Genomic DNA, 26,624 nt, shown 5'->3' with positions numbered 1-26,624 from the left:
ATCACATGCACACGATCAGGATGCGATGCCGAGGGCGAGCCGCCCATCGCGCACTGCCTTGTCGAGTGAGAGGCGGGCGTCGAAGCTGTCGAGCTCGATGAGGTCCGACCAGGTCCGCGCGGCGACGGCGGCCGCCTCCTTCCGCGCCTCGGCCTCCGACCAGCGTGCCTGCACGATCACACTGTCGCCGCGCTCCAGCGCCTCACGTGCCCGGCGCAGCAGCTCGGCATGGACCTCGTCATCCGAGCCGAACTCACGTGCCGGGCCCGAGTCCGACGCCGCCTCCGCGTCCGCGTCCGCCGGGCCCTCGCGGCGCGCCCCGGCGCCGGGTGGCACAAGCTCGCGTTCCACCGCGAGCTCACCGCGGATGGCGTCCGAGGCGAGGAGCACCCAGCCGTCCTCGTCCTGGATGAGACGCTCCGCGAAGGCGGCTCTGACACTTCCGGGCGCTCCGCCGACCAGGACGAGCCGCACCCGGGCCCGGCGCAGATGCTCCAAGGCGATCCGGACCAGGCGCCGGGCCTCGCCCGCCGCGGTCTCATCCCCCAGGTGGGCGCGTACCGCGGACTCCCCGGCAAGCAGGATCGCCCGGTGCGCCATGTAGAAGTGGGTGAGCGAGGGCGGGTGGGTCTCCCCCGCGAACTCCACGAACCACCGGAAGAACGGGCCGGTCAGCTGCGGCGCGCCGCGCAGCTCGAGATCCACGGCCAGCATGGACGCGTCCGCCAGGACGTCGGCGATGCGCCGGCCGTCGTCGGCCGAGAGCCGGTCCAGGATCCGCGGCCCGTCATCCAGGCAGAAGACGTGCTCGGCGAGCAGGTTGCCGTGCCCGTCACGGATCCGTCCGCGGGCGGCCCGCCCGTCGATCAACGGCCGGCGCCCACGCAGGTAGCGCTGGCCCAGCTCGTCGATCTCGGCGATCTCCGCCGCGTCCAGCATGGTCGCCTGGAAGGGGGTGAGCCCCTCGATCGCCGCCAGCCAGGCGGCTTCCAGATCCCGCAGCCGCCCGTGCTCGGCGATCTCGGCGGACGTCTCGCACTGCTCGTGGAAGGTGACGAGGGCCCGCGCGACCTCCCGCAGCGGCTCGTCGACCGGCTCGCCGCGTGCGAGCAGCTCCGAGAGCCGGCGTTCGCTGGGCAGCCGGCGCATGACCACCATGTGCTCGACCGGCGCGCCCGCGCTGTCCCGGACGTCGGCGACCCCCAGATAGACCCCGGGCGCGAACGGGCGGTTCCGGACGATCTCCGCGCGGCAGGCCTCCTCACGCGCCTCCCGGCGGCGCAGATCCGCCTTGCCGACAGCCGCGCGTTTGGGCATCTTGAAGACACGGTCGGAGACGAAGAACAGGGTCGAGTGCGCGGTCTCGACCGTGGACATGGTGGTCTGGTGTCCCCCGCCGCCGCGCCGGGTCGCCCCGGGCGGCGGCGCGACGTCGGCCTGCTGGCCGGACGTCCTGGACGTCGTCGAGCTGTTCACCTGGTTCTCCCTCGGCTCGAACGGACAAGCCCCGTACCTGGGGTGTGCCCGTCCGGAAGCCGGGTGGAGCGGTCGCCCGGACATCCGCCGGCGACCGGCATGTCAGTGGCGGTGCGCCGGAACCATCCTGGTCGCGTGCCGGGTCATCACCGTGCGGACACCACAGGGGTCGCTGCCGGTCGGCGCACACGGCTCGCACTCGGTCTCCACCGTGGCGTGCTCGACGCCGTACTTGTCGGCCAGCATCACCTTGACGCGGCCGGCGACCGTACGGGCTTCCTCCAGCGTCGGATGCCCGGCCACCTCGATGTGGGCGCTGGCCGCGAAGACCCGGTCCGACAGACTCCAGACGTGCATGTCATGCACCCCGGTGACACCGTCCACCGCGAGCACGTCCCCGTGGACGGCGGCCAGGTCCAGGCCGGCAGGAGTCGCCTCGAGCAGCACCCGGGACGTCTGCGCCAGCAGGCGCAGGCCCTGGACGCCGATCAGCGCCGCGACCACGAGCGAGAGCACCGGGTCGAGCCAATACCAGCCGTCCGTCAGCCAGATGACGAGACCTGCCCCGGCCACCGCAACCGAGACCAGGCAGTCGGAAGCCAGGTGGATGACGGCCGCACGGGTGTTGAGGTCGCCGTGCCGCTCGTGGACGAGCAGTGCGCTGAGGCCGTTGCCGGCGGCCGCTACCAGCGCGACCACCAGCACCACGAATCCGTCGATGCGCCCGGGATGGGCGAGCCGGCTGACCGCCTCGACACAGACGAGCGTGGTGGCCACCAGCACGCTGGCGGCGTTGGCCTGGGCAGCGAGCACGGGCCAGCGCAACCCGCCGAAGGTGCGGGTGGCGGACGGTTCCTGGCGAGCCAGTCTCAGTGCGACCAGGGCGAACGCGACGCCCGCGGCATCGGCGAGGTTGTGCGCCGCGTCCGCGAACAGTGCGACCGAACCGATGATCAGGCCGGCAGCACCCTGGCCGATGACGATCGCGACGTTCGCCGCGGTCGCGATCGCCAGCCTGCGGGCCTGGGCGGTGTAGCTGCGTGCCGAACGCCCGTCGGCACCATGCCCGTGGGCACCGTGCTCATCGGCGTGGTGCCCGCCGGCGTGGTGCCCGCCGGCGTGGTGCCCGCCGGCGTGGTGCCCGCCGGCGTGGTGCCCGCCGGCGTGGTGCCCGCCGGCGTGGTGCCCGCCGGCATCGTGGGCGTGCCCGCGGAGGCCGTGCGTGTGCCCTCCGTGGCCATGGCCGTCTCCGCCGTGCGCCGTGCCATCGCCGCCCGTCGGTGCCGTCAGACCCGTCGGTGCCGTCAGACCCGTCGGTGCCGCAGCACCAATGACCCGGGGCTGCCTCGGAACATGGTCGTGAACGTCACGCCGCCGACGGGCCTCGGAGTCGGAGGAGCTCACCGGTCCGGCCGATCGTCACGGCCGGGCTCGGCCCCGGCCACGGCCACGGCGGCCGGGGAGAACTCCGCCGTCGACAGCTCCACGTGATGCGGCGCGGGTGCGTCGAGCGGATCGTCATGGGCATGGTCGTCATGGGCGTGGTCGGGATCCACGGCGAGGACCACGCTGAGCAGGTCGTCCAACGCGTGCGCGAGAGCGGAGTCCGCCAGTTCGTACCTCAGCCGCCGGCCCTCGGACACCGCGACCACGAGGCCGCAGCCCCGAAGGCACGCCAGATGGTTCGACAGGTTCGTCCTGCTCACCGAAAGGATCTCGGCGAGTTCCGTGGGATAGGAGGGACCCTTGCGTAGCACCAGAAGGAGCCGTGCCCTGGTCGGGTCGGACAGCGCGTGCCCGAACCTCGCCAGCACCTCTCCATGCGCCACAAGCTTCACCATGTACTGAACAGTACAGCGGACGCTGACATCAGGCGACCCTGAACTATCTCCTGATGCGGACGGGCCACCCGGCACGCGCCGGCAGGCCCATCCGCCCAGTACCACCACCCGGGAGCACCGCCCGGGTCCGCGCTCAGCCGTCGATGTCGTCGATGCGGTCGATGAGCTCCTCGATGAACAGGAGAACGCGGGCCGGCACGCAGCGCCGACCCGGCCCGGCCAGCACCGAGTGCCCGCCCGGGACCACGGTGAGCTCCGCACGGGTGGCCGTGCGGGTCGTCATCCGCACCAGCGAAAGCGGACTGATCTGATCATCTCGGCCATGCACGAGGAGTATGGGGATGTCGGGCAGCACCCGCGGCGGCGGATCCGCGACCGGGATACCCGCGACGGGCACATGCAGCAGCGGCAGCCCGAGCAGGGCGAGCCCGTCGGGGCGCACGGCCGGTGAGCCTGCCATCGCCAGCGCGGCCAGTGCCCCCGAGTCGGAGCCGAGCAGGACGAAGGGCAGCCCTGGCCGGCGGACCTCACCGACGGCACGAGCGACGTTGACGCCGCCCGGCACGATCGCGGCGCTGTAGCCGTCGAGCGCGAGCCGTGCGGCGAGCCACTCGTAGGGCTTCGGGCTCTCCCCCCGGCCCATGAGCATGGCGACGGTGGCCCGGACGGTCTCTCCGGCGAGGCGACTGGCCGGGTCCATGTCGTGTTCGGCCAGCCGGGGGCTGATTGTTGCGGTCAGGGGCGTCATGAAGCCGTGTTCTCCTTCTCTGGCGCTCCGTTGCGCCGTCGCGGCCCACGGCGGGGCATGACGCTCACAACAACGTGTGAGCGCGGATCTTTCCGGCCAGGCACACTATCCCCCTCGGCCGGACGCCACGGCAGCACGCACACGAGGTAGTCCGTGTCCGGCGGACGACACCCCGGATCGCCTCCACACCACCGGTCGGCGCTGCCCGAAATCCCGGGCAGCGCCGACCGCACCGTGGCCGCGCAGAACCGCGCCCGGCCACGCGCTCCGCCCCAGGAGCGCCGGCCGGGCGCAGGAGCAGCTTCCCGGCCTGACCGGGCGCCCCGCGCCGCTCAGCTCTCGTGGATCTGCTGAGTCAGGTAGTTCGTCGCGCCGAGCTGCTCGATGAGCGTGAGCTGGGCGTCCAGCCAGTCGATGTGCTCTTCTTCGGAGACCAGGATCTTCTCCAGCAGAACGGCCGATCCCACGTCGTTCTTCGAACGGCACAACGCGATTCCGCCGCGGAGCAGTTCCACGGCCTCGTCCTCCTGCGAGCGGTCGGTCTCGAGCTGCTCGGGCACCGTCTCACCAATCCGCAGGGAGTGCAGCCGCTGCAGATTGGGTAGACCGTCCAGATAGAGCACGCGCTCAATCAGAGCGTCTGCGTGTCGCATCTCGTCGATCGACTCGTGGTAGTAGTACTCAGCCATGCGCCGATAACCCCAGTTCCGCTGCATCCGGGAATGCAGGAAGTACTGGTTGATGGCTGTCAGTTCGTTCGTCAGTACCCGGTTCAACAGGTCGATGATGTCCTTGTCGCCACGCACCTTCGCCATCTCCCTCACTCGCCTCTCGCGTCAGCCGACCACGGACGACGCCCTCCCGGACGGCCGCGCCCGCGACCGCCCTGAACGGACTACCTCGGCGTGCCCGGCACGGCAAGCCAGTTGGCCGCCGTCACCGCCCACCGCGAAATAGCCCAGGAAACAGGAAACCACACRGATGGGCGGAACACATAACGGCAGGAGAGCCGCGAAGGTCACATCGACACCCGTTTAGGCTAGCCTTTCCTCAGTTAGGGAAGGCTTCGCTGACCGGTCCTGGCGCACCTGAACCGAACGGGATTCACCACGCCCTCGCAGCGATAACAGGCCACCGGCCCGACCGGGCCGATCTGTTGCCGGCCACTCCCATAACGAGGACGTAAGCGTACGCAAGCGCCCTGTCGCGACACGGTCCAGTCGGGCCGGTTTCACGGGGCGCCAATTGCGGCACCCATCCGGAACGCGCGACGAGCGGTGCGCCCGGCCGCGAACGCCAACCGCACCTCAAGGCAGGCCACCGGACCCTGCGGGAGCGCGAAGAGTTACAGACATGCGACGCTCTGCGGGTAGCAGGTTCCCCGGAACCCCGTCGACAGGTGGAGTGGTCCCGATGCAGCGCGGTACGAACATGGGTGGTGCCCTGTTCGTCTGCTGCGCGCTCGCCAACGCCCTGGGCCTGCTGGGGCTGGTACGCGCCTTCGGCTACCCGTATCTGCTCAACGAGCCGGCCGAGGCGACCCTCGCGGACCTGGGCGCGCACCTGAGCACGCTCATCCCCTTCGCCGCACTCGCCGCGACCGCCGCGTTCCTTCTTGTCCCCCTGACAGCGAGACTCATCCGGCCCTCGCCGAGGGATCCGCTGCCCACACAACCCGTCACCGGCACCGCCGACGGCGGCCGGCACACCGGGCCCCTCGGCACCGGGCCCCTCGGCACCGGGCCCCTCGACACCGGCCCGTCGAGCCCCGCCCACTCCACCCCCCACCTGGACGGCAGGCGGCGCACCCGCCGACTGCTCCTGTGGGTCAGCCTGGCGACAAGCACGATGATGATCTTCGAGTGGTCAATCTGGCTGGTCGGGGTCCCCCTGCTCGCTCGCCCGACCGAGGTACCCGGGCGGATCCCCCCCGAGGTGATCACCTTCGACCTGCTGCGCGTCACGGCCGGCGTCGTGTCCGGGGAGACACTCGGGGCCCTCCTGCTCGCGGCCTGGACGACACTCGTAGCCACCCATTTCATCGACCCGATCTTCGACGGGTGGTGGCCATTCGGCCCGCTGCGCCCGATCGGGCGTGGCGTGACCCGCCACAGCGGCCCCTTCGGCCCTCTCATCGCGATCATCCGGGCCTGGGTCGACTCGCTTCGCGTGCGCGGCATGCTGTGGTCGCGTCCGGCTCTCGTGGGCGGGGGATTCGTCTGCGCCGCGCTGCTCGTCGGCGGTGCGGCGGCCACGGCGGGGCTGGTGCCCCTGGCACCGTTGCCGTTGTTCGCGCGGATGGTGTGGAGCCTGTGGCTGGCGGCGGTCGGTGTGGCGATCTGGATCGCCGGCACGCCTGCACGCACCGTGGCCGTGCGGATGCGCAGACCCCGGCTGATCACACTGCGCCGCTCCCCGCAGTCCACCGGACCGCACGCCAGCGACCGACCGTCCCACTTCGAGCGGCTTCCCTACCGGTTCGCCGCCTACGACGCGGCGCTGCGGCGAGGCCAGACCGGGCCCCGGCCAGTGCGGCCCTCACCGGACGACCTCACGGCCGACGCCGTCACAGTGGCCGGCGACGAGGTCGTGCTGCAGATGCCGGCCCCGCAGCCCGGCACCGACGGTCACCGTGCCACGGCCGCCGCGTCCGAGACCGGCCGACACGACGCTGACGCCGACGCCGGCTCCGGCTCCGGCTCCGGGACAGGGGCTGGGGCTGGGGCTGGGCGAGGCCAGGTCAACACCGACCCCGGGAAGGATGTCGACCCGCCCACCGAGATCGTCGGCGCACAGGGAGACCACGACCGACCCGTATGAACATGATCGCTCCGCCTGAAACAGCGCGTCGGGGAGCGCCGCCCGAGCCAGGCCCGGTTCGTCTGGCTGCCGCTGCTGCCGACCAAGATCTGAGGATCGTGGTCACCTGGGAGCGCCCAGCGAAATCCCGACCAACAGCAATAAACAGGACACAGAGTAATTCGACAATCCGCAAGAAGTGCGGATTCCGGTTGCTGCACACATTCCTTGCTCAGAAGCAGGCAGCGGAATCGCGGGGCTCGGGGCCGGAACCTGGCAGCCCGGGTTCATCCGCCAGCGGCGGTTTCAGCCGCGCAGCTGCGGAGGCCGCGGGGGRCGCACCGGAGCCTGCCGGCCGGCCTGGTGCACCGTCCAGCCGAGCTCATCCGAGCCGGTTACCTCCCACGGCGGTTCGCCCTGCTCATGGGCTCCCCTCGCTCGGCTTCCGCCGCCCCCAACGCCCCCACCGCGCACACCGCTGCGCGGGCCGGCGACGAACGCCGCGACGTCACGCATCGCCACGTCCACCAGCGCTCCCCGGCCAGCGGCCCGGCAGAGCACGACCGCCAACGCACCGAAGAGACCGGCCAGCGGATCCGCGATCGCGTCGCCGCAGAAGACCGGCACCGGGCCACCCGGCGCCGTCTGGTCCCAGGCCACCAGGCCCCCACCCACCGCCGCGTCATCGCCGAAGGCGACCGGCCCCGCGCCGTCGGCCTGCGCGGCGACACGCCGCCCGTACCCGGTGATGCTCAGCCAGACCCGCCCAGGCCGGGCCGCGACCCAGGCCTGCGCGTCCAGCCCGAGCTGGGCCAGCGCACGTGGCCGGGACCCCTCGATGACGACATCCGCCTGCTCGACCAGGTCTTGCAGGGCCGCGCGCCCGGCCGGCTCGTGGAAGTCGAAACGGGTTTCGTCCTGGCCCATGTGCAGCCACCGGTAGAAGTCCGGATCACCGCGGCGCGCCCCGTCCGGGCGGTGCACGCTCTCGACTTTGATCACTCGCAGGCCCAGCTGCCCCAGCAGTCGCGCGGCCAGCGGACCGGCCCACAGCGACGACAGGTCGACCACGAGCGGGGCGGGAGCCGACGTCGGCCCAGGCGACCCAGGTGGGCCGTCCGACGACGGACGGCGCCCGGTCGCTCCACCGGACACTCGGACCACCGCGAAACCGGACCCTGGATCGAGGCCGCCAGCGTCAGCACCGCCAGCGCCGCCATCACCAGCGCCGCCAGCACCAGCACCAGCGGCGGCGGCGGCGGAAGGCAACGGTGCCACCGGCAGGCCCAGCAACCAGGCGCGCTCCACCAGGTCACGGCTGCGCCACCGCGGCAATGCCGCGGCCAGCGCGTCCCAGACGTCATCCGTGATCTCGGCACCGAGCAGTGCGGGGACTGCGTCGACGTCGTCCGGGCGAGCGAGGTTGACCGCGACCCAGCCGTCGGCGGCCCGCATCAACCGACAGCTGCCGTTCGCGGAGACAGTGCCGCCACGGCGCAGGCCGAGGAGGGCGGCCCGGCCGCCGAGGATCTCCGCGACATCGGCGAACACCGGCGAGCCCAGCCAGGTCGACACTGCTGTCAGCAGCTCGGCGGCGGCGCGGGCACGGTCGAGCACCGGGGCTGCCGGGACGACCGGTGGCCGCCCCGGTTGGCCGGTGAGAGCCATCAGCCCGGACTCCGCCCAGTCCAGGGCACTGTGCGTCGGCGTCGGCGCCACCGGCATCGGCATCGGCATCGGCATCGGCCGACTCCCGGGGCCACCCCCACCGGTCGTGGCCTCCGCCGGCACGGGAAGGCCCGCGGCGCGCAGGGCGTCGCCGAGCTCGACCAGCGCCCACGGGGCTGCCGCCACCACCGCAGGCCCCGTCCGCGAATGGCGACCGTCAGCCGCTCGGTTCGGCACCACGGGCCGGAATCTCACCACACTGGACCACCACGAAACCACCCCGCCCGGTGTACTCGATCTGCGCGAGCTCCCCGGACGAGCGGCCGAACAGATTTCCGATCTTGAAGGAGGACACGACCCGGGTACGAACGCCTGCAGTCCAGGCGACGGCCGCGTCCCGGTCGACGCACACGGGCTCGTCGGTCGACAGGACCAGCGGGCTGCCCAGGCACAGCACCGCGACGCCGCCGGTGCCCGACACCTCGGTGTTGAACACGCCTCCCGCGATCATCGCGCCGACACCCCCCGACGTCGTCGTGATCTTGTAGCGGATGCCGGACTCCAGGGCAAGCAGACTGCGGCCGTTCACGGTCAGGCGGTCGTTGTCCAGGTGAAAGATCGAGATGTGGCTTCCGGACTCGGCGAACCAGGCCGTGCCACGCCCCTTGACCCGCATCAGGTCCTGGCCCTCGCCGGTCACCGCACGCCGAAGGTAGCCGCCGACGCCCTGGCCCTTGTAGGCGAAATCGATCTGGCCGCGGTAGGCGACCATCGACCCCTGCTTCGCGTACATCTCGCCACCGTCGAGGCGAACCCGCAGCATCCGGTCGCCCGATTCCAGGCCGAACGGCTGCCCACCGTCATTTCCTGCCGCATGCTGCCCGAGTGGTTGATTCACGGACACCATTGAGCCTTTTCCATCTCACGTTTGTCGAGTGCCGCAGCCACCGGTCAGACAGCGCGAGCCGCGGTCAGCTCCGGCGGTGGATGCTGACCGCGTAGCCGTCACCCGGTGCGCTCGGGGCGCCTTCCCAGGTGGCGAGGCGGCGTTCCAGGGCCAGCCCCGCCTGTGCGCACCACGAGTCGTACTCGGCGAGCCCGAAGGGCGCCTCGGGCAGTGGAAGGTGCGCGGCGTCCAGACCGAACCCGGCCACAAGCAGACCACCAGGCCGCACCCGCTCCGCAAGGGCCCGCACCACACGCGCCTCGGAGCCCTCGGCCAGGAGCGGTATGACGTTCCCCGCGGCGACGACCAGGTCGAACTGGCCGTCCGGATCCGCGAGGCCCACGAGATCGGCGAGATCGGCGAGGACCCACGAGACGGAGTCGGAGGCGGCCCGCGCCCGCGCCAGCATCGACGGGTCGACGTCGACGCCGGTGCAGGCATAGCCCAGTTCGGCCAGGCGGATCGCCACCCGCCCGGTACCGCATCCGGCGTCGAGGATCCGTCCGCCCGGCGGGACCAGGGCTGCGCAGAGAGCGGCCTCGCCGTGCACATCCATCCCAGCAGCGGCCAGTTCGGCGAACCGCCGCTCATAACGCTCGCCCAGGCCGCCGGAGGCCGCGGCGGACCGGCGGTCATTCGTTCCGCTGGTTCCGCCCGTTGCGTGCAGGCTGGCCCAGCGGCTGGGCCGCCCGCCGGGACCGAGCCCGGGCCCACCCGCGCCGTCAACGGCGGCGGTGTCACTCATCGCCACGCCCCACGGCCGCCCGCCGCGCCGGCGAGGCCCGGCCCGCTCACCAGGCCGGGCGCGCCGGCCAAACCCTGAACCACCACCGGCCGAGGCTATCGGAGCAGCGAGGCTGTCGGAGCAGCTGGAAGCCGGTGTTACACCGCCGCTCCGTGCCATGCCGGCACCCGGTCGGTGAGCCAGCCCTCGATCACCGCACGCAGGCTGGCCGGACGCAGGTCGAGCCCGTGCAGGCTGCTGAGCGTGACCGCGGTCAGGTCGACGTCGAACTCCCAACTGCCGATCTGCGCGCCCCACGGCAGGTCCGCCGCGAACAGCACGTTGATCTCCTGGTAGCGCACGCCCTTCTCGACGTACACATGCTCGGCGCAGCCGATGAACTCCAGGTCGGCGACCTCGAATCCGGCCTGTTCGCGGGTCTCCCGCCGCAGCGCGGCCTCCACGGTCTCGCCGGGGTCCACGTTCCCGCCGGGCAGGTAGAACCAGGACTGCCCGCGGCGGTTCGCCAGCAGGACTCGGTCGTGCCGGAGGAACAGCACCCGGGCGCTGATCTCGACAGGGGCAGCGGCGGTCATGAACGCTCCAGGAGGGCTAGACACATCGGTGCGGATCCGAGCAGGGGGTGGGCCTCGGCGGCCGGTGGAGGCTGCTGCGGCGGCGGTCAGTCGCCACGGGTGGCCGGCAGCGAGGCCGGGGCGAACTCCGCGGGATCGAGCCCGAGCACGTTCACCGCGTCCAGCACCACTGCCTGCTCACTGACGACGAACTCACCGTCGACCCGGCCGATGACCTCACCCAGCGCGATCACCGCCGCCGCTTCGGCCGGCCGGTTCCGGACCTTCGCGATCTCGGCCAGTGCGGTCGCGCGACCCTGCGTCGGATCGCTGACGAGCCGGGTGAGGTGGGCGTCGAACAGCGCCTCCAGCTCGTCCGGGGCGAAGTGCGACATCACCGGATCGCTGGCGACGAAGGCACGCAGCCCCTCGCGCTCGGCCGGATCCACCCGGCCGTCGGCGGCCGTCACCAGCGCGCACATCGCCACGGCCGCGTCGCGGAAGGCGTTGCCGCGCAGTTCCTCGCGCCTGGCGGCGAGCTGCGCCTTCAGCGACGCGACGCTCAGCCGGCGGCCGAGGCGCCCGACGTCCCCGACACCGGACGCCATCCCGCGCCACAGCGGCCACTCGTCCAGCACCCACCGGCGCACCGCCGTGGCCACCGGAAGCGGACGGAGCCGGGTCGCGACGAGCAGGCCCGCGTCGACCAGGACCAGCTCGCGCCCCTGCCAGGTGGGCGGGACGGGCGCCCCGTCGGACCAGTCGGCGGCGAACAGGATGGTCAGGGTGTGCGCGACCTGCGGGGCGGCGGCGTTGCCGAGCGCGTCGCCGGCGTGTTCGGCGGCACCGAGAAAACGCCAGCCGCCCGACGGCCCCACGGCCGCCGGTCCGCCGAGGACGACACCTCCGGCAAGGCCGGCCAGCTCACGGGCCAACGCACGTTCGGTGTTATCCCCCGGCGGCACCGGGCCGCCGGGCAGCTCATGCCAGTCGTCACCCGGTGAGCGGGCCAGCAGGACGCTGTCACCAACCCGGACAAGCAGGCGAGCCTCAAGCCGGATCAGGGCAGGCGGGGACATCGCGGAGTACCTCCCGACGGGGGCGAGGACGAGGAGTCACGGTGTCCGTTCGGAGGACACGCGTCCTACATCATCCCCCAGACGGGGGAGGGCCGGGCAGCGCATCGCCTACCCGCGCCCGGACCGATGTGGTCCGGTCGGCGACATCCGTCCGAGGGCGCCGCCTCACCTGCCGCGGACGCCGCCCTACCTGCGGTAGGAGACGTAGATCCGGGCCCGGTATCCCGTCGCGGCCAGCCGGCGGTGCTCACGGCGCGGGGTGCCACGCACCGTCTGGAACTCGAAGCTGTCCGGGTGGCGCCCGGCCCGCGCGGCGAGCCGGGTGGTCAGCGCCATCAGCCGCGGGTCCTGGGTAGCGATCATCGGATAGCCCGGCCCGGCCATGAGGATCCCCAGACAGGCCGCGAACCCACGGCGCTGGTCATGAAACGCGGGATCCGCCGTCGCCACCGACCGCCGGACCAGGTGCCAGCCGGGCCGCAGCCGCAGCCGCACCCGGGCGCCCGACCGGGCCAGCTCCCGGCAGTCGGCCGGGGTGCGGCGCAGATCGGCGCGCAGCGTCACCCCGGTCGTCGGCGCCGCACGGCGCAGGTCCGCCAGGGCCGCCAGAACCTCGTCCACCGAAGCCGGATCATCGATGTCGCCGTCGGTCGCCAGCGTGACGGTCGCGCCGACGGCCCGGGCCCGGGCACAGATCTCGGCGGCGTTGTCACGGGCCCTCTTCTCGCCGTCGTGCGGGATCTCCCGCCCGATCGCGGGCAGCCGCAGACAGATGTCGAGATCCTCGGCGATACCCGCGCGATCGGCGAGGTCCAGCAGGGTCAGATACGCCCTGGTGGCGGCGTCGGCGGCAGTGCTGTCCGCCGCGGCCGGGCCGAGCCGGTCGATGGTCGCCAGAATCCGGTCGTCGGCCGCCAGCGCGGCGCGCGCGAGCGCGTCCATCGGGCCGCCACCGAAGGACGATCGAGACTGCCTGGACACATAAAGTAGCCTCACGTAGCGGCTCGGCGGTGTCCAACCGACCAGTCACCTCGATGTCGACGGGGCGGGTCGGCGGCAGCCGGCCGCGGGAGCCGGTCCTTCGCCTCCCCGCACCCCCCGCTCGGACGGCGCCGGCAGAAACAGGTACCGACAGATGATCGCCACGATGGGACGGCGGACCCGATGAGCAAGCTCCTCCTCGGCCCGCTGCACCGCTACGCCGACGACCGTCACGCGACCGTCTGGGTGGAGACCGACGAGCCCTGCACCGTCGAGGTACGGGCCGAGGAGGGACCGCGCGCGGCGGCACCGACCTTCACCATCGCGGGCCACCATTTCGCCCTGGTCACGGTGGGCGACCTGGAACCGGGCCGGGCCTACCCCTACGAGGTCTGGCTCACCCGGGCCACCCCACCGGACGAGGCCGCCGCGGGTGACGACGCACCGCCCGGCCGGGCGGTGCTGGTCTGGCCGGAACCCGGCTCCGCCCAGCCACCGAGCCTGCTGCGGCCGCTCGGCGCCGAACGGCCGGTGCGGCTCGCCTTCGGCTCATGCCGGGTGACCGCCCCGCAGACGAGGCCGTACACCCTGTCCCCCGAGGCTGATCCACGCGGGCTCGGCACCGACGCGCTGCACGCGCTCGCGCTACGCCTGGCTACGACGCCACCGCAGGGCTGGCCGGACGTCCTGCTCCTGCTCGGCGACCAGGTGTACGCCGACCACGTGTCGCCGGACACCGCCGAACGGATCCGGCGCCGCCGCGACGTCGGCGTACCGCCCGGCACGGAGATCGCCGACTTCACCGAATACGCCTGGCTGTACCAGGAGGCCTGGTCACAGCCGGAGATCCGATGGCTGCTCTCCACGATCCCCACCGCCATGATCGGCGATGACCACGACGTTCGCGACGACTGGAACATCTCCGCCTCCTGGCGCGCCGAGATCCGCGCACAGCCGTGGTGGGACGCCCGGATCACCAGCGGGATCATGGCCTACTGGGTCTACCAGCACCTGGGCAACCTGGACCCGCGGACGCTGGCCACGGATCCGACGTACGCCGCGGTGGCCGCCGTACCCGACGGCGAGAACGTCGTCCGGGCCTTCGCCCGCCGCGTCGACCGGCTGCCGGACCTCGCCGCCCTGGCCGACCTGCCCGCGGTCGACCTCACCGGTGCGGCCGACGGCGCCCCGGCCGACGGCGCCCCGGCCGATGACATCGCCGCCGGCGCGTGCCCACCGGTGCCGCCCCGCTGGAGCTTCCGGTGGGATCTCGGGCGCACCCGGCTGATCGTCATCGACTCCCGGCTGGGCCGGGTCGTGGCCCCCGACGGAACCCGCGCGATGGTGAACGACACGGAATGGTCCTGGATCCGCGAGCAGACGTTCCAGCAGGGCGAGGTCGACCATCTCCTGCTCGGGACGTCGGTGCCGTTCCTGCTGACACCGACCATCCACCATGTCGAGGCGATGAGTGAGCGGCTCGCGTCCACGCGGTTCGGTGAGCGGCTCGGCGGGCGGCTCGGTCGGCTCTGCCAGTGGTTCGCGCGGACTGTCACGCGCCCGGTGGAACGGGTGCGGCGAACGCTCGACCTGGAGCACTGGGCGGCGTTCAGCCGGTCCTTCACGCAGATGTCGCAGCTGCTCGACGCGGTCGCCAGCGGCGAGCACGGGCCCGCACCGGCCAGCGTCGTCGTCCTGTCCGGGGATGTGCACCACGCCTATCTCGCCCGGGTCGGCTCCGATCGGGCGATGTCGCCGGTGTGGCAGGCGGTGTGCTCGCCGTTGCGCAACCCGCTCGGGCCGGGGATCCGCCGCATCGACGCGCTGTCCCGCCGCGCGGCGTTCGCCACCGTCTCCGGCTGGCTGGCCCGCCTCCTCGGGGTGCGGGGCATGCCGGTGCGGTGGACCGTCACCCACGGACCGTGGTTCGACAGCCAGCTCGCCACGCTGGAACTCGACGGCCGCACGGCGACCCTGCTCCTCGACAAGACCGAACCGGACGGCGAACCGGCCGGGCTCGAGGAGATCCTTCGGGTGACGCTGAGCCAGCCGGCCTGAGCCCGGCCAGTCGTTCGGGGCGGGTCAGCCGAAACGGTAGGGCTGGCCGGTGGCCTCCAGGACGGACATCCACAGATCACCGGCCGGATCGACCTGGTTGCGGTGGCTGACCGCCAGCTCGATCGGCATGTGGATGAAGCGGCGCCGCCACCGGCCGACCACCATCTGGGTGCGCCCGGACATGGCCGCATGCACCGCAGCATGCGCCAGCCGAATCGTATAGACGTTGTCGTACGGATTCGCCGGAACGCTGCGGATGTGGTAGCTCGGGTCGATGTACTTCAGGTTCAGCTCGGTGCCGTGCTCGGCGAAGTGGTCGGTGATGCGCCGCGAGAGCTCCGGCCCGATGTCGAAGAGCTTGCGGTTGCCGGACGCGTCGGACGACTCCGGCAGGCCCTCGACAAGGTCCTGCCCGGCGCCCTCGGCCACGACGACGACGGCGTTCCCCCGCTTCTCGACCCGGTGACGCAGGTAGGTGAGCAGGCCGCGCTCCCCGTCCAGGGTGAACGGCAGCTCCGGGATCAGCACCACGTCGGCGTCGCTCTTGGCCAGGCTCGCGTAGCAGGCGATGAAGCCGGAATGGCGGCCCATCAGGCGGACGACGCCGACACCGCCGGGTGCCGACGTCGCCTCGGCGGACGCGGCCCGGATCGACTCCGCGGCCTTGGCGAAGGCCGTCTGGAAGCCGAAGCTCTGGTCGATGTAGGGGATGTCGTTGTCGATCGTCTTCGGGATGCCGACAACCGCGATCTTCTCACCGCGCTCGGTGACGACGTCGGCGATCGCCCGCGCGCCGCGCAGAGTCCCGTCCCCACCGATCACGAACAGGATGTTGATGTTCATCCGGGACAGGCAGTCGACGATCTCACCCGGGTCCTGCTGGCCGCGGGAGGTACCGAGGATCGTGCCGCCGTCCTCGTCGATGTGGGCCACCCGCTCCGGAGTGAGGTCGACGACGCTGTGCCCGTACTTGGCGATGAAGCCCTGATAGCCGTGACGGAAGCCGAAGATCCGGTTCACGCCGTAGTGGTTGGTCAGTTCCAGCACCAGGCCGCGGATGACGTTGTTCAGCCCCGGGCAGAGGCCACCGCAGGTCACGATGCCCACCCGGGTCTTCGACGGATCGAAGTAGATCTTGCGGCGCGGCCCGGCCGGCTCGAAGCCCGGCAGCTCGTCCAGCGGGACCTTCCGGGACGAGATCATCGTGAGGGTGTCGTCGAAGAGGACCTTGTCGCCCTCGTCGATGTAGTGCTGGGTCGTCGGACGCTCGCCGAGCAGCGGCAGGAGCGGTGAATCGATCCGGCAGGGACCGAGGGTGCGCACCTCCAGCTCGGCACCGTCCACGGTCAACGCCTCGCTCACGGCCCCCCGATTCCGACACCGCCAGGGCATTCCCATTCCAGCGCCCGACTGGACCGGACCACGATCGCCCCAGCTCCTTCCCGCCTTATCGCACCGAGCGTACCGGTCCGGGCGTCTGGCCCATGACGGTCGTCGATCAGACAACCCGGTCATCCGGCTGGTGGACACCAGGCGATTACCGGCACGAAACACAAACGACGACCAGCGGACATCATCGGGACAGGGCGAGGACCACCACCTGTCCCGTTCACGGTCTTCGTCCGGTTCATGCCTCCCAGTTCAAACCTCCGGTTCAGCGGTCCAGCCGGTTCGCGCCGGGCCGAACCGGCCGCCGGGCTGGCGCCCGCCGTCCCTCCCTACGGGTTCTTCCCCCGGCCGCCTGGGTGACGCCAGACCGTCGGCGCTACCGGTGCGCGAGCCGGGCGAGATTCGGGAGCAATGCCCCGGCAAGGTAGCGCGTCGCCAGCGCCCCGCTTTCCTGGACGAAACCCGCGATATCGGGAACCGCGTCGGAATGCGGGTGGGTGCCGAGCCAGGCGACCAGCAGCAGCCTGCGCAGCAGAACCATCGTCGGCACGATCGCGAGGTCATGGCCCGCGAGCGGACGGTCGAGCTGATAGGCGGCCAGCCAGGCCTCGACCAGCTCCGGGAGCGCCGGACTGTGCTCGACGAAGGACAGCGCGGCCGCGAGGTCGTAGAGATACCAGCCGAAGCCGCAGTCATCGAAGTCGATCAGGTGGAGGCCCTCGGGCGCGGCGTGGGCGAGGCCGGGTTCCCGCCGGTCGAAGGGCGGCGCCACCAGCAGGTTCGCCAGCCGCATGTCCGCGTGGATCAGCCCGGCCCGGTCGGGGCCGCGCCCGTAGGCGGCAAGCTCGCGCTCCATCCGGGCGACCGCGGGGCGCAGGACCGCGAGCACCGGTTCGGACCACTCCGCGAGCGCCGCCACCACGCCGGCCTGCCAGCTCCCCCACCGCCCGCACGGGCCCAGCGTCGTCTGCCAGGACCACGAGAAACGCCTGAAGCCGGCCGGCCGCGGCCAGCGCTGCGCATGGTTGTGCAGCCGGCCGGCGAGGCCGCCGAGGACACCGAAGAACGGCACCAGCGCCACCTCGTCCCCGGGCGTCGGCGATTCGCCCTCGACCCAGTCGAACAGCACGGCACAGCGCACCGCCGCACCCAGCCCGACGGTGGTCACGACCGACCCGGACCGGTTCGCCACCGCTCGGGGCGTCRCCACGACACCGTCAGCCCGCAGCGACGCCACCCAGTCGAGCTCGGCGACGATCTCGTCGATCGCGTGGTAATCCGGCCGATGCAGGCGCAACGCCCACCGGCGCCCCCCAGGCAGGTCATCCACCCGGTAGGTCACGTTCTCCGAGATGTTGACCAGCACCGCCGTCGGGGCAGGACCAAGATCATATTCGGCCAGGACGTCGTCGAGCACCCCGGCGAGCTCGAGGAGCTCAGCGGTGATCACACCGTTGACGCCATCACCGGAAGCACCAGCCGTCACCGTCGCCGGCCTCCTTCGCCCACCTCGCAACCCGGCAGCCTGCCCGCCGACCAAGCTAACGCCAGCGACAACCTGAGGCCACAACCCGAAGATCCGATGATCCTGGCCGTTCCAACGACCAGAATCCTCAGGCCTTTCCCGGCAGCAGCGGCAGCAGCGGCGCCCGATGTTCGGGATCCCGCCACCCGGCCGGCGACGACGAACACCCTCAACTCCTCGAACTGCGGGCGTGGGCGGGCGGGGCCACGGTCATGCGCGTTTCGATGCCCGGAAAGGCCGGAGCTCCATTCCCGGCCAGTTCCTCCCGCACCGGGGCCGGCGAAATGCGCGACCGCGGCCCGGTGCCACCCACCGGGAAACACGAAAACGCGTCGGCCGCCTAACCACGCACGCCATGAGCCACCCACGCCAGCTGCGACGCGCACCGTCGCCACGACTCCGGCCTCTCGCCGTCCGCCCAGGTCATCCGTCTGCCGAGCCAAGCACCCAGGCACGGTCACACTGTGCCGACACCCGCCACGGAACCGGCCGGAAACTGGCCGCCGCGGGCTCACCAAATTCCTCCCCGACCCACGCCACCTGGGTTATCATTGGATACACGCAGAATCCGGGGAGACAACGTGATCGTTTCCGACAACACGGTTCCCGAAAGCAGCGTTCCCGACTCCGGCGTTCACGGCATCGACCTTTCCGCAGCCGCCGCTTCCACCACCGGTGTTTCCGAGATCTCGACCTTCTGTCTGCGCTGTGGTCGCCGGCTCACCAGCCCGCCCAGCGTCTCGGCCGGGTTCGGCCCCGGCTGCACCCGGCATTTCCGCCGCACCGCACCCACTCTCACGGGTTTCACCAGCCAGCAGCTCGAGGACGCGTTGGAACTTCTCGAGCTCGGCGGCATCGTTCCGTTGCGGGGCCGCCGTGTCTGGCTCACCATCGGCCATCGAGGAGCCACCTACCGCACCGCGCCCACCGGGCAGTGCACCTGCGCCGCAGGGGTCCACGGGAAGCCGTGCCACCACGTGGCGGCCGTCCGTCTCGTCGTCGTCTGAACGGCAGGCGCGGCAGGCGTGCGGGTGCACGGGTGCGGGCGCGGAAGTGGCATATGTGGGCAGGTCGCCGGGCGTACCGGGCACGCGCGGGGCGCTACGGCGCGCAGCCGGGTTCTGTCGGGCCGGCGCCGTATCGTCGCGGTGTCCCGCCGGTCCGTCGCCACGGGCGGACGGCGGCTCCGCGCCACCTGACCCACTTGCCGGAGGATCCCGATGCCCGCCCTCGACCAGGTCAAAAGCCGGTCACTGCGTCTGCTGGACTATCTGGCGGCGCTCGCCACGGATCTGCGTGGCGCCCCACGGCGGCGGCTGGCCGAGTACGACCCACTTCCGGTGCTGCCCGGCGACGTGCCCGGCCACGGAGGCGTGCCAGGCCACCGCGCCGTCCTGGTGGGTCCTGGGTCGTCGCGGGAAAGCTGGCTGGAGGTCGGCAAGGTCGCCGTGCCGGCCCCGCCTCGGCTTCCCCGCCTGCTGGACGCCTACCTCGGCGGCGTCGACATACGGCCCGACGCACCGCCCAGGCTGCCAGCCGGTCTGCGGGAGCGGGCGGCCGCGCGCAAGGAGGACCCGGAGGAGATCATCCAGGCGCACGAGCACTGGATGCGTGTCTCCTGGCAGCCGTGGGCATCGAGCGCGCGGGCCGCGTATGCCGCCCGTGATCTCTATGAGCGGCTGTTCGATCTGCGGCTGCGGCACAGCCACGACACCGCCGGATCACAGCTCGTCTGGGGGCATTCGCTGCTGAGCTGGCGGGTCGCGGCCACCGGCGGCGAGCAGGTGGTGGTCCAGCACCCGCTGCTGATCACACCGGTTCGGGTGGAGGTCGACCAGCACGACGGGGTCATCAGGGTCCTGCCCGACGGGCCGACCTCGCTGGAGACGGACCCGGTGCGCGGTCTGGAGGCTCCTGGGCTGCACGAGCTCCCCCGCCTGCGCGACCAGGTGCGCACCAGCCCGCCGGAGGTGTGGGAACCCGAGGATCTGCACCGTCTGCACCGCCAGGTCGCCGCCCCGCTGGGGCTGGACGCCGCGATCCTGCCCGGCCCCGGCGTGCCGGCGCCCAGCACGAACGCCTGTGTCGTCGACACCTGGGCGTTGTTCCTGCGACCGCGGCCGGCGGCCGGCGCGCGTTTCTACGCCGAGCTGCGGGAGGCGATGGCCGAGCGCGAGTTCCTGCCCGAGGCGGTGGCCGCGGTCGTCGCCACCGAGTCCCTGGTGGCGCAGGCGCTCGGTGAGGCGCTCGGCGGATCGTTCGACGGATCGTCGAGCTCGGCGAGTTCGTCCAGCTCGGTCGACGGTGCCGACGGAGGCGCTTCGGCTGGCCAGGGCGACCGCGAAGGCGACGACCACGACGACGGCTGGGCCGCGACCGGAAGGCGCCTGCTCATGCCCCTGCCGACCAACGACGAGCAGGAGCGGGTGGCCGTCCAGCTCGCCACCGCGCGGGGCGTCACGGTGCAGGGCCCACCGGGAACCGGCAAGAGCCACACCATCGCGAACCTCGTCTGCCACCTCGTCGCCCACGGGCTGCGCGTGCTGGTGACCGCGCAGGACGAGCAGGCCCTCACCGTGCTCCAGGAGAAGATCCCCGCCGACCTGCGCCACCTGTCCGTCGCCGTCCTCGGCGCCAGCCAGGCCCACATCGAGCAGCTACGCGCGTCCGTCGTCGAGATCCAGGCCGCGGTCGGCGACATCGACCTGCATCGCGAGGCCCGGCTGGTCGACCGGCTCGCGATCGATCTGGACGCGGCGCGCTCCCGCACCAGGGCGCTGGAGCTGGAGCTGGTGGAGCTGCTGCGCGGTGAGGAGCGCGAGTTCGACCTGCCGGGCGGCCGGCTCCGGGCCGCCGGGGTGTCCGAATGGCTGGCGAGCACCGCGGCCGAGCTGGGCCTCATCCCGGACCGAATCGACCCCGTCATCGCACCGCCGCTGCCCCTCGACGAGCTCGAGGAGCTCTTCGCCCTGGCCCGGCGGATCCCGCCGGCTCAGGCGGAGGCCGCCGGCCTCGACCTGCCCGACCCGGTGGCGCTGCCCGGCGCCGCGCCGCTGTCGGCCCTGTTCGAGCGCCTCGACGAGCTCGACGAGGAGGTGTCCGAAGGGGAGCGTCTGGGCCTCGCGCCCGACGCGGTCGACCGGCTCGGCGCGGCGGGGCTCGCCGAGCTGCGCACCGAGCTCCTCGCCGGCGCGGAGGTCCTGCGCCCGTTGGAGGAGCCGTGGCTGGACCGCCTGCGGGAGCAGTGTGCGTACTCGCCGCGGCTGGCCGAGTTCTGGCAGGTCCAGGCGGATGAGCTGGCCGCGGCGGTGGCTGAGCTGCACGACCTGCGCGGGCAGCTGTTCGGGCACCGGGTGGGTGTTCCCGACACCGATCCCCGCACCCAGCTTGAACAGCTCGACGAGCTGCGCGGCCGGTTCGCGGCCGGGAAGAGCCTGCCCCGCTTCGGCGGGCGGGACCTGCGGGACTACGCCGAGGCACTGCTCGTCGACGGCTACCCGCCCCGTACCGCCGACGACCTGGACATCGTGCGCGCCGCGATCATCGGCCGGATTCGGGTCGGCACCGCGCTGGGCCGCTACTCCGATGTCGCCGAACAGCTCGGCGCGCCAGGCATCCCAGGCCCCGCGGGTCCCGCGGGGCCCGCGGGTCCCAACGATGACCGTGGCGGATCCGCCGCGGCGGTGTTCGCGCCCGTTCCCACGCTGGACGCGGTGAGCGGGCAGCTGGCGGCCGCGGTGGGCTGGGAGGCCGGCCAGGGCCGCGAGCTGGCGCACCGGCTGGTGGCGGTGTTCCGCGAGGCACCCACCCGGCCGACCGCGGCCGATCTGGTGCACCACGCCGGCCTGCTCGACCTCGCCGAGAAGCGGATCGCGCAGCAGGCCGCGCGGGCGGAGCTCGCCGGTCTCACCGAACACCTGCGCGTCGGCGCGTCGACGCCGGCGGCCAGCCCGCTGTGGGCCGAGCTGGGTGACGCGCTCGATCACCGCGACACGCTCCGCTGGGCACAGGCACTCGGCTCCGCGACCCGGCTGCGTTCGGCCCGGCCCGAGGTCGAGCGCCGGGCCGAGCTCGCCGGGCGGCTCGCCGCCGTGACACCCCGGTGGGCGGCCCGGGTGCTTGCCGAGCACGGCGACCAGGCCACCTGCGGCGATCCGGGGCTGCTCGCCGAGCTGTGGCGGTGGCGGCAGGCCGAGACCTGGCTCGCCGACCTGCATGCCGGCGCCGACATCCCGGCGCTGCAACGGCGCCTCGGCGCGGCGACCGAGGAGAGCCAGCGGCTGGTGCTGGAGGTGGCCGGTCGATCGGCGCGGTTGGCACTGGCGCGCAACCTCGGCTCCGAGCAGCGTCAGGCCCTGACCGGGTGGGTGCAGGCCCTGAGCCGGGTCGGGAAGGGCACCGGCCGGTTCGCCGGTCGGTGGCGGGCCGAGGCCCGTGCCCACATGACCGCGGCCATGGGCGCGGTCCCGGTCTGGATCATGCCGATCCACCGGGTGATGGAAAGCTTCGACCCGCGGGTCAACGAGCCCTTCGACGTCGTCATCGTCGACGAGTCCAGCCAGTGCGACGTGCTCTCCCTCGGCGTGCTGAGCCTGGGGCGCAAGGCCGTCGTCGTCGGCGACGACCAGCAGACCAGCCCGTCCGCCGTCGGCGTCCCGCGGGACAGGGTCTTCGCGCTGATCGAGAACCACCTGCCCGACGTGGCGCACCGCTCGCTGCTCGACGTCGAGGCCAGCCTCTACGACACCGCGGCCCGGGTGTTCCCGCGCACGGTCGTGCTCAAGGAGCACTTCCGCTGCCTGCCGGAGATCATCGGTTTCTCCAACCGGTTCTACGACCAGCAGATCCTGCCGCTGCGCGAGACTCCGGAGATCACCGTCGGCCCGGCGCTGCGCCCGGTCCGCGTCGCCGGGGGCGGGCGGGCGTCGGGCCGGTTCGGTGATGCCAACGAGGTGGAGGCCGCCGCGGTGGTCGACCAGATCGTCGACTGCTGCGCCGACCCGGCCTACGCCGGCATGACGTTCGGTGTGGTGACCCTGCTCGGGTCCGGCCAGCCCCGGCTGATCGAGCACAGCCTGGTCGAGAAGCTCGGGGAGGAGGAGTACGTCCGCCGCCGGATCCGGGTGGGCGACCCCTACCAGTTCCAGGGCGACGAGCGTGATGTGATCTTCGTGTCCGTCGTCGCCGACGACAACCGCTCGGCGGCGACCCGGCGCCGTGACCTGCAGCGGGTCAACGTCGCGGCGAGCCGGGCCCGCGACCAGCTCTGGGTGTTCCACACCGTCGCTGCGGAGACGCTGCGCGACGACGACGTCCGTCGCCAGCTCATCGAGTACATGTACGCCGCGCCCGCCGCCGAGGAGGTCGCCCGCCTCGCGGACCGCTGCGAGAGCGAGTTCGAGCGGGCGGTGCTGCGCGAAATCCTCACCCGCGGCTACCGGGTGCGCCCACAGCACCCGGTGGGGCGTTTCCGCATCGACCTGGTGGTCGAGGGCGACGGTACCCGGCTGGCCGTCGAATGTGACGGCGACCGCTACCACGGCCCGGAGCAGTGGGAGACCGACCTTCGCCGGCAGCGGATCCTGGAACGGCTCGGCTGGACGTTCTGGCGGATCCGCGGCTCGGAGTTCTACCGCCATCCGGGCCGGACTCTCGACGGCCTGTGGAAACAGCTCGACCAGCTGGGCATCCACCCGGCACCGGCCACACCCGCCGTGCCACCGGCCGCATCACCTGCCGATCCACCGGCGCCGGGGGCGTTCCCGGGGGCAGCAGCCGCCCTCGGTTAGCTACCCTCGGTTGATGCCAGGCCACCCGTCATCGCTGCGCGTCAGGCTGCTGTGGGCAGCCATGTTCGCGCTGATGGCGCTGGTCGCAGCGGTGCCGAGCACGGCCACGCTCCCGAGCGGGGCCGCCCTGGCACTGGCATCCGCGCCCGCGACGCCGACGGCAACGGCAACGGCGCAGCGGCTGTCGGCGACGGAGGGGCTGGATCTCTCCGAACCGGCCGAGGCCGTCGCTCCGGCGGTGCCGGGCCGCGCGGACATCCTGCGCTCCTGGCTGGACGCCAAGCCTCCGGCGAGCAGCCAGCACCAGCGTGCCGACCATCAGGTTCCCGCGTTGGTCGCGGTGCTGTGCGCGCTCGCCGCCAGCACCGCCTGGGTACGGGCACAGCGGGGCCCGCACGGGCGCGGGCCGCGTGAGGCCGGCGGCGGCGCGGGCTCCCGTGGGCCGCCGGGCAGCCGACGCCGCGTCGAAGCGTCAGCCTGACGCCGGATCCGGCGCCGCGTCACTTCGCACGCACAGCGAGGTGCCCACCCCTGAGCACAGGCCCCCGGGCCGTCTGCAAGGTGCCCGCGGCCGCATGCCGCGCACACCTCTCGCGCACCTGCCGCGTCTCGCGCATCTGCCGCGCCATCCGTGCCATGTGAGCCATCTGTGCCATGTGAGCCATCCGTGCCTCTCGCGTTGTCCGCGGGAGTTCGCACGGGGATGAGCGCTGCCGCGGCCCGGAGCTCCCGATCACCAGGAGCCCAGATGGATCCACAGTTCGAATGGGATCGACTGCTCGTCGCGGTCGCCCTGCTCAGCATCATGTTCATCATCCCGACGATCATCATCATTCGTGACCACCGGGCGGACCGCCGCCGCTTCGGCGAGGCGGCGACCAGCGCGCCGATCCGCTACAGCGTGGACGGGCACCGCTACCGCGAGGGTTACCCACCGCCCGAGCCGGTCCGCACGCAGGCCTGAGACCTGCCCAGGTCTCAGGCCTGAGACCTGGGCAGGGACCGATCCCGCCGGCCGGTGTGGGCGGCGGCTCCGCGGAGCCGCCGCCCACACCGCTCCATCACGGAAAGTGGAAGGTCCGGGGATACAGCTGCGGCCGGATCGGCAGCATGAACGGGAAGGCGGAGCGGCGTGGCGGCCACTCGTCACGAACCCCGGTGCGCCACGACGGCCAGGTAACCGACCGTGCCTGCCGCGGGGAGACCGGACCGGGCGTCGGCGGCCGCTCCTGGAGCGGGGGCAGCGGGGAATCCGACCAGTCGACCCGCAGGCCACCGCAACTCAGGCAGACCGGGCCGCTGCGCGGGGAAGGCACCGGCACGCCGTTGTGCCGGTAGACCTCCATGTAACCACCATCGTCCTCGAACCATCGAGCGACCGTGTACGAACGATGCCAGGTGCTGTGGCACCGGCGGCACCGGAAGTAGATCTCCTCGGTCGCGCTCTCGACATCCAGCACGTGGCGCTCGCCGGTCATCTGCCGAGCCCTTCGTCCGCTTCGATGGGGTCAGGCCTGTCCTGACCGTGCCCCGCCACGGGCGCGCTAACCAGCCCCGAGTGATCGTCGAGTGGTGCGATCGACGTTCGCCCGGAAGTGCGGGCCCGGCCCGAAGGTGGGCCCCGGCGCTGACCGGTTCCGTCGGTCGAGAGGACTTCCGTGATCGGACTTCCGTGAYCGGACTTCCGTTATCAGCGTTCGGGGTGCTGGTCACCGCCGACYGGGCGCACCTCGTCGACCAGGCCCCAGTCCGCCGCGACGGACGTGTCCAGGGCCCAGCCCGTCAGGGCCATGAACGCGGTGCGCTCGCGGCCGACGCGCCGGACGATGCTCGACGTCCCACCCGCGCCCGGTACCAGGCCCATCGCCAGCTCGGGCAGGCGGAACGTGGTGGCCGGGTCGGCGACGACCCGCTCCGCGAACGCCGGGATCTCCACCCCGGCCCCGACACAGGTCCCGTGCACGTAGGCGGTGACGGGACGGCCGCAGCGCAGCAGCGCCAGCGGAATGCTGCGCGTGGTCCGCACCGCGTGGGCCCGCGCCGGATCCGGCAGCGTGCCGAACTCGGCGAGATCCCCGCCGCTGCAGAAGGTGCGCCCCGCCCCCCGCAGCCGCACCCGGGTGATGGACGGATCGGCCCCCGCCAGCGCGAACGCCGACACCAGCCCGTCACGGACGTCCCTGCTGACCGCGTTGTGCACCCGCGGCCGGTTGAGGACGACCCACAGCTCGTCGCCGTCCCGCTCGACGAGCACCGCCGGGTCAGTCGTCGGGGCAGTCGCGGGCCGACCCTCCGGGGCGGGTGCGGGCCCGCCGGCCGCGGCCCGCCGGGCCGCACGGCGTTCCCGCTCGGCGCGGTGCCCGGCCAGCCACGCCGCGAACTCGGGGCCGCCCTGCAGCGTCGAGTAGGTGAATGACTCGGCCACCACGGCGTCGTCCACATCGACACCCGCCGAGTAGCGCACCAACTGCGCGAACGCGACGGCCGCGGACGGCACCGCGCGCGCCGTCGCGGCGATCGCCGCGAGCGCGTCCCCGGTGGTCTGCCCCGGCCGCAGCGGGCCCACCCACGGCGCCGGCGGCGCGTTCTGCGGCGTCAGCAGGACGTCGAAGCCAGCGGACTCGACACCGGACGGCGCATCGGCCGGGTCCGCGGCGACACCGACGAGCACGCAGGGCAGCCGCCGGGCGAACGCGGCGACCTCGAGCGCCCGCGGACCGCACACCCGGACAGCCAACAGCGGCTCCCCCGTGAACGCCGCGAACATCTCCGGGTCGGCGCGCAGCAGGGACAGTGCCGTCTCGGGGTCCAACAGGCTGACCGGCGCGGCCCCGAGGGGCGGCGAGTCGCCGGGGGCGGGCGGCATCGCTGCCACCGGAGGCCCACCGCCACCGTGCGTCTGATCCACGTCCACCGGACCACGTTAGGGCGCGGTGTGCGGCGGCGGGAGGACTGCCGCCGGGTAGCGGCGGCGGGTGGCGGCCTGCTGGCGCAACGCTACCGGGACGCTACCCGGGACCGGGAAC

21 protein-coding genes are annotated in these 26,624 nt (G+C 72.7%); 6 read left to right on the top strand and 15 right to left on the bottom strand.

The genetic code is table 11. From position 1 onward, the window contains the following. Positions 1 to 15: 15 nt before the first annotated feature. From CcI49_RS28265 to bfr, 5 genes are all read right to left on the bottom strand, one after another. On the bottom strand, positions 16 to 1,476 hold the full coding sequence (locus CcI49_RS28265; protein ID WP_076831065.1) for an AAA family ATPase: 1,461 nt from the start codon (positions 1,474 to 1,476) through the stop codon (positions 16 to 18). Positions 1,477 to 1,578: 102 nt separating this feature from the next. Beyond that, positions 1,579 to 2,880: a cation diffusion facilitator family transporter gene (locus CcI49_RS28260; protein ID WP_076831061.1), complete on the bottom strand. Its 1,302-nt coding sequence runs from the start codon at positions 2,878 to 2,880 to the stop codon at positions 1,579 to 1,581. After that, on the bottom strand, positions 2,877 to 3,317 hold the full coding sequence (locus CcI49_RS28255) for a metalloregulator ArsR/SmtB family transcription factor (RefSeq protein ID WP_076831058.1): 441 nt from the start codon (positions 3,315 to 3,317) through the stop codon (positions 2,877 to 2,879). The genes CcI49_RS28260 and CcI49_RS28255 overlap by 4 nt, the downstream gene beginning before the upstream one ends. Positions 3,318 to 3,450: 133 nt before the next feature. Beyond that, complete coding sequence (locus CcI49_RS28250; RefSeq protein ID WP_076831055.1) at positions 3,451 to 4,065, bottom strand: alpha/beta hydrolase; 615 nt, start codon at positions 4,063 to 4,065, stop codon at positions 3,451 to 3,453. Positions 4,066 to 4,397: 332 nt separating this feature from the next. After that, on the bottom strand, positions 4,398 to 4,880 hold the full coding sequence (gene bfr / locus CcI49_RS28245) for a bacterioferritin (RefSeq protein WP_054567178.1): 483 nt from the start codon (positions 4,878 to 4,880) through the stop codon (positions 4,398 to 4,400). Positions 4,881 to 5,478: 598 nt separating this feature from the next. Between bfr and CcI49_RS42240 the strand changes: the two genes are divergently transcribed. Continuing rightward, positions 5,479 to 6,885, top strand: coding sequence for a hypothetical protein (locus CcI49_RS42240; protein ID WP_158230822.1), 1,407 nt, complete (start codon positions 5,479 to 5,481; stop codon positions 6,883 to 6,885). A 285-nt stretch (positions 6,886 to 7,170) separates the two neighbouring features. Here CcI49_RS42240 and CcI49_RS28235 read toward each other — a convergent pair whose 3' ends face one another. From CcI49_RS28235 to CcI49_RS28210, 6 genes are all read right to left on the bottom strand, one after another. Beyond that, complete coding sequence (locus CcI49_RS28235; RefSeq protein WP_241840274.1) at positions 7,171 to 8,721, bottom strand: CoA transferase; 1,551 nt, start codon at positions 8,719 to 8,721, stop codon at positions 7,171 to 7,173. 28 nt (positions 8,722 to 8,749) lie between these two features. Then, positions 8,750 to 9,439, bottom strand: a complete 690-nt coding sequence (locus CcI49_RS28230) for an AIM24 family protein (RefSeq protein ID WP_054567176.1) — start codon at positions 9,437 to 9,439, stop codon at positions 8,750 to 8,752. A gap of 64 nt (positions 9,440 to 9,503) precedes the next feature. Continuing rightward, on the bottom strand, positions 9,504 to 10,223 hold the full coding sequence (locus CcI49_RS28225) for a class I SAM-dependent methyltransferase (protein ID WP_235497957.1): 720 nt from the start codon (positions 10,221 to 10,223) through the stop codon (positions 9,504 to 9,506). Between the two features lie 137 nt (positions 10,224 to 10,360). After that, on the bottom strand, positions 10,361 to 10,798 hold the full coding sequence (locus tag CcI49_RS28220; RefSeq protein ID WP_054567175.1) for an NUDIX domain-containing protein: 438 nt from the start codon (positions 10,796 to 10,798) through the stop codon (positions 10,361 to 10,363). 86 nt (positions 10,799 to 10,884) lie between these two features. Continuing rightward, positions 10,885 to 11,856 (bottom strand): TerB family tellurite resistance protein, encoded by a 972-nt coding sequence (locus tag CcI49_RS28215; RefSeq protein WP_054567174.1) that lies wholly within the window; start codon positions 11,854 to 11,856, stop codon positions 10,885 to 10,887. Positions 11,857 to 12,042: 186 nt separating this feature from the next. After that, a complete protein-coding gene (locus CcI49_RS28210; protein ID WP_241840273.1) occupies positions 12,043 to 12,798 on the bottom strand; it encodes a proline dehydrogenase in 756 nt (251 codons plus the stop codon). A gap of 222 nt (positions 12,799 to 13,020) precedes the next feature. Between CcI49_RS28210 and CcI49_RS28205 the strand changes: the two genes are divergently transcribed. Continuing rightward, on the top strand, positions 13,021 to 14,895 hold the full coding sequence (locus CcI49_RS28205) for an alkaline phosphatase D family protein (RefSeq protein ID WP_076831042.1): 1,875 nt from the start codon (positions 13,021 to 13,023) through the stop codon (positions 14,893 to 14,895). 24 nt (positions 14,896 to 14,919) lie between these two features. Here the strand turns inward: CcI49_RS28205 and CcI49_RS28200 are convergent, their stop codons facing one another. Together CcI49_RS28200 and CcI49_RS28195 are read right to left on the bottom strand one after the other, a co-directional pair. After that, entirely contained in the window at positions 14,920 to 16,257 is a 1,338-nt protein-coding gene (locus tag CcI49_RS28200) for an ATP-dependent 6-phosphofructokinase (RefSeq protein ID WP_054567171.1), read from the bottom strand. Between the two features lie 403 nt (positions 16,258 to 16,660). Then, positions 16,661 to 17,770 carry a phosphotransferase gene (locus CcI49_RS28195; protein WP_076831038.1) on the bottom strand — a complete coding sequence of 370 codons (1,110 nt, stop codon included), beginning with the start codon at positions 17,768 to 17,770 and terminating at the stop codon, positions 16,661 to 16,663. 620 nt (positions 17,771 to 18,390) lie between these two features. Between CcI49_RS28195 and CcI49_RS28190 the strand changes: the two genes are divergently transcribed. The 4 genes from CcI49_RS28190 to CcI49_RS28175 all read left to right on the top strand — a co-directional run bounded on the left by CcI49_RS28190 (position 18,391) and on the right by CcI49_RS28175 (position 24,562). Next, positions 18,391 to 18,816, top strand: coding sequence for a DUF6011 domain-containing protein (locus CcI49_RS28190; protein ID WP_083473310.1), 426 nt, complete (start codon positions 18,391 to 18,393; stop codon positions 18,814 to 18,816). Between the two features lie 213 nt (positions 18,817 to 19,029). Then, positions 19,030 to 23,598: an AAA domain-containing protein gene (locus tag CcI49_RS28185; protein WP_076831033.1), complete on the top strand. Its 4,569-nt coding sequence runs from the start codon at positions 19,030 to 19,032 to the stop codon at positions 23,596 to 23,598. Between the two features lie 13 nt (positions 23,599 to 23,611). Further along, positions 23,612 to 24,079, top strand: a complete 468-nt coding sequence (locus tag CcI49_RS28180; protein WP_076831030.1) for a hypothetical protein — start codon at positions 23,612 to 23,614, stop codon at positions 24,077 to 24,079. Positions 24,080 to 24,346: 267 nt separating this feature from the next. After that, the gene (locus CcI49_RS28175) at positions 24,347 to 24,562 is read left to right on the top strand and encodes a hypothetical protein (protein ID WP_076831027.1); all 216 of its coding nucleotides are present in this window, start codon (positions 24,347 to 24,349) and stop codon (positions 24,560 to 24,562) included. Positions 24,563 to 24,659: 97 nt separating this feature from the next. Here CcI49_RS28175 and CcI49_RS28170 read toward each other — a convergent pair whose 3' ends face one another. Beyond that, positions 24,660 to 25,076: a hypothetical protein gene (locus CcI49_RS28170; RefSeq protein WP_054567166.1), complete on the bottom strand. Its 417-nt coding sequence runs from the start codon at positions 25,074 to 25,076 to the stop codon at positions 24,660 to 24,662. 212 nt (positions 25,077 to 25,288) lie between these two features. Continuing rightward, positions 25,289 to 26,512, bottom strand: coding sequence for an enoyl-CoA hydratase/isomerase family protein (locus CcI49_RS28165; RefSeq protein WP_241840272.1), 1,224 nt, complete (start codon positions 26,510 to 26,512; stop codon positions 25,289 to 25,291). Positions 26,513 to 26,624: the final 112 nt, after the last annotated feature.

Source organism: Frankia sp. CcI49 (genome assembly GCF_001983215.1).
Classification (GTDB): domain Bacteria; phylum Actinomycetota; class Actinomycetes; order Frankiales; family Frankiaceae; genus Parafrankia; species Parafrankia irregularis.
Note: the sequence above shows the minus strand (reverse complement) of the source record. Positions and strands in the feature narration are given on the sequence as shown.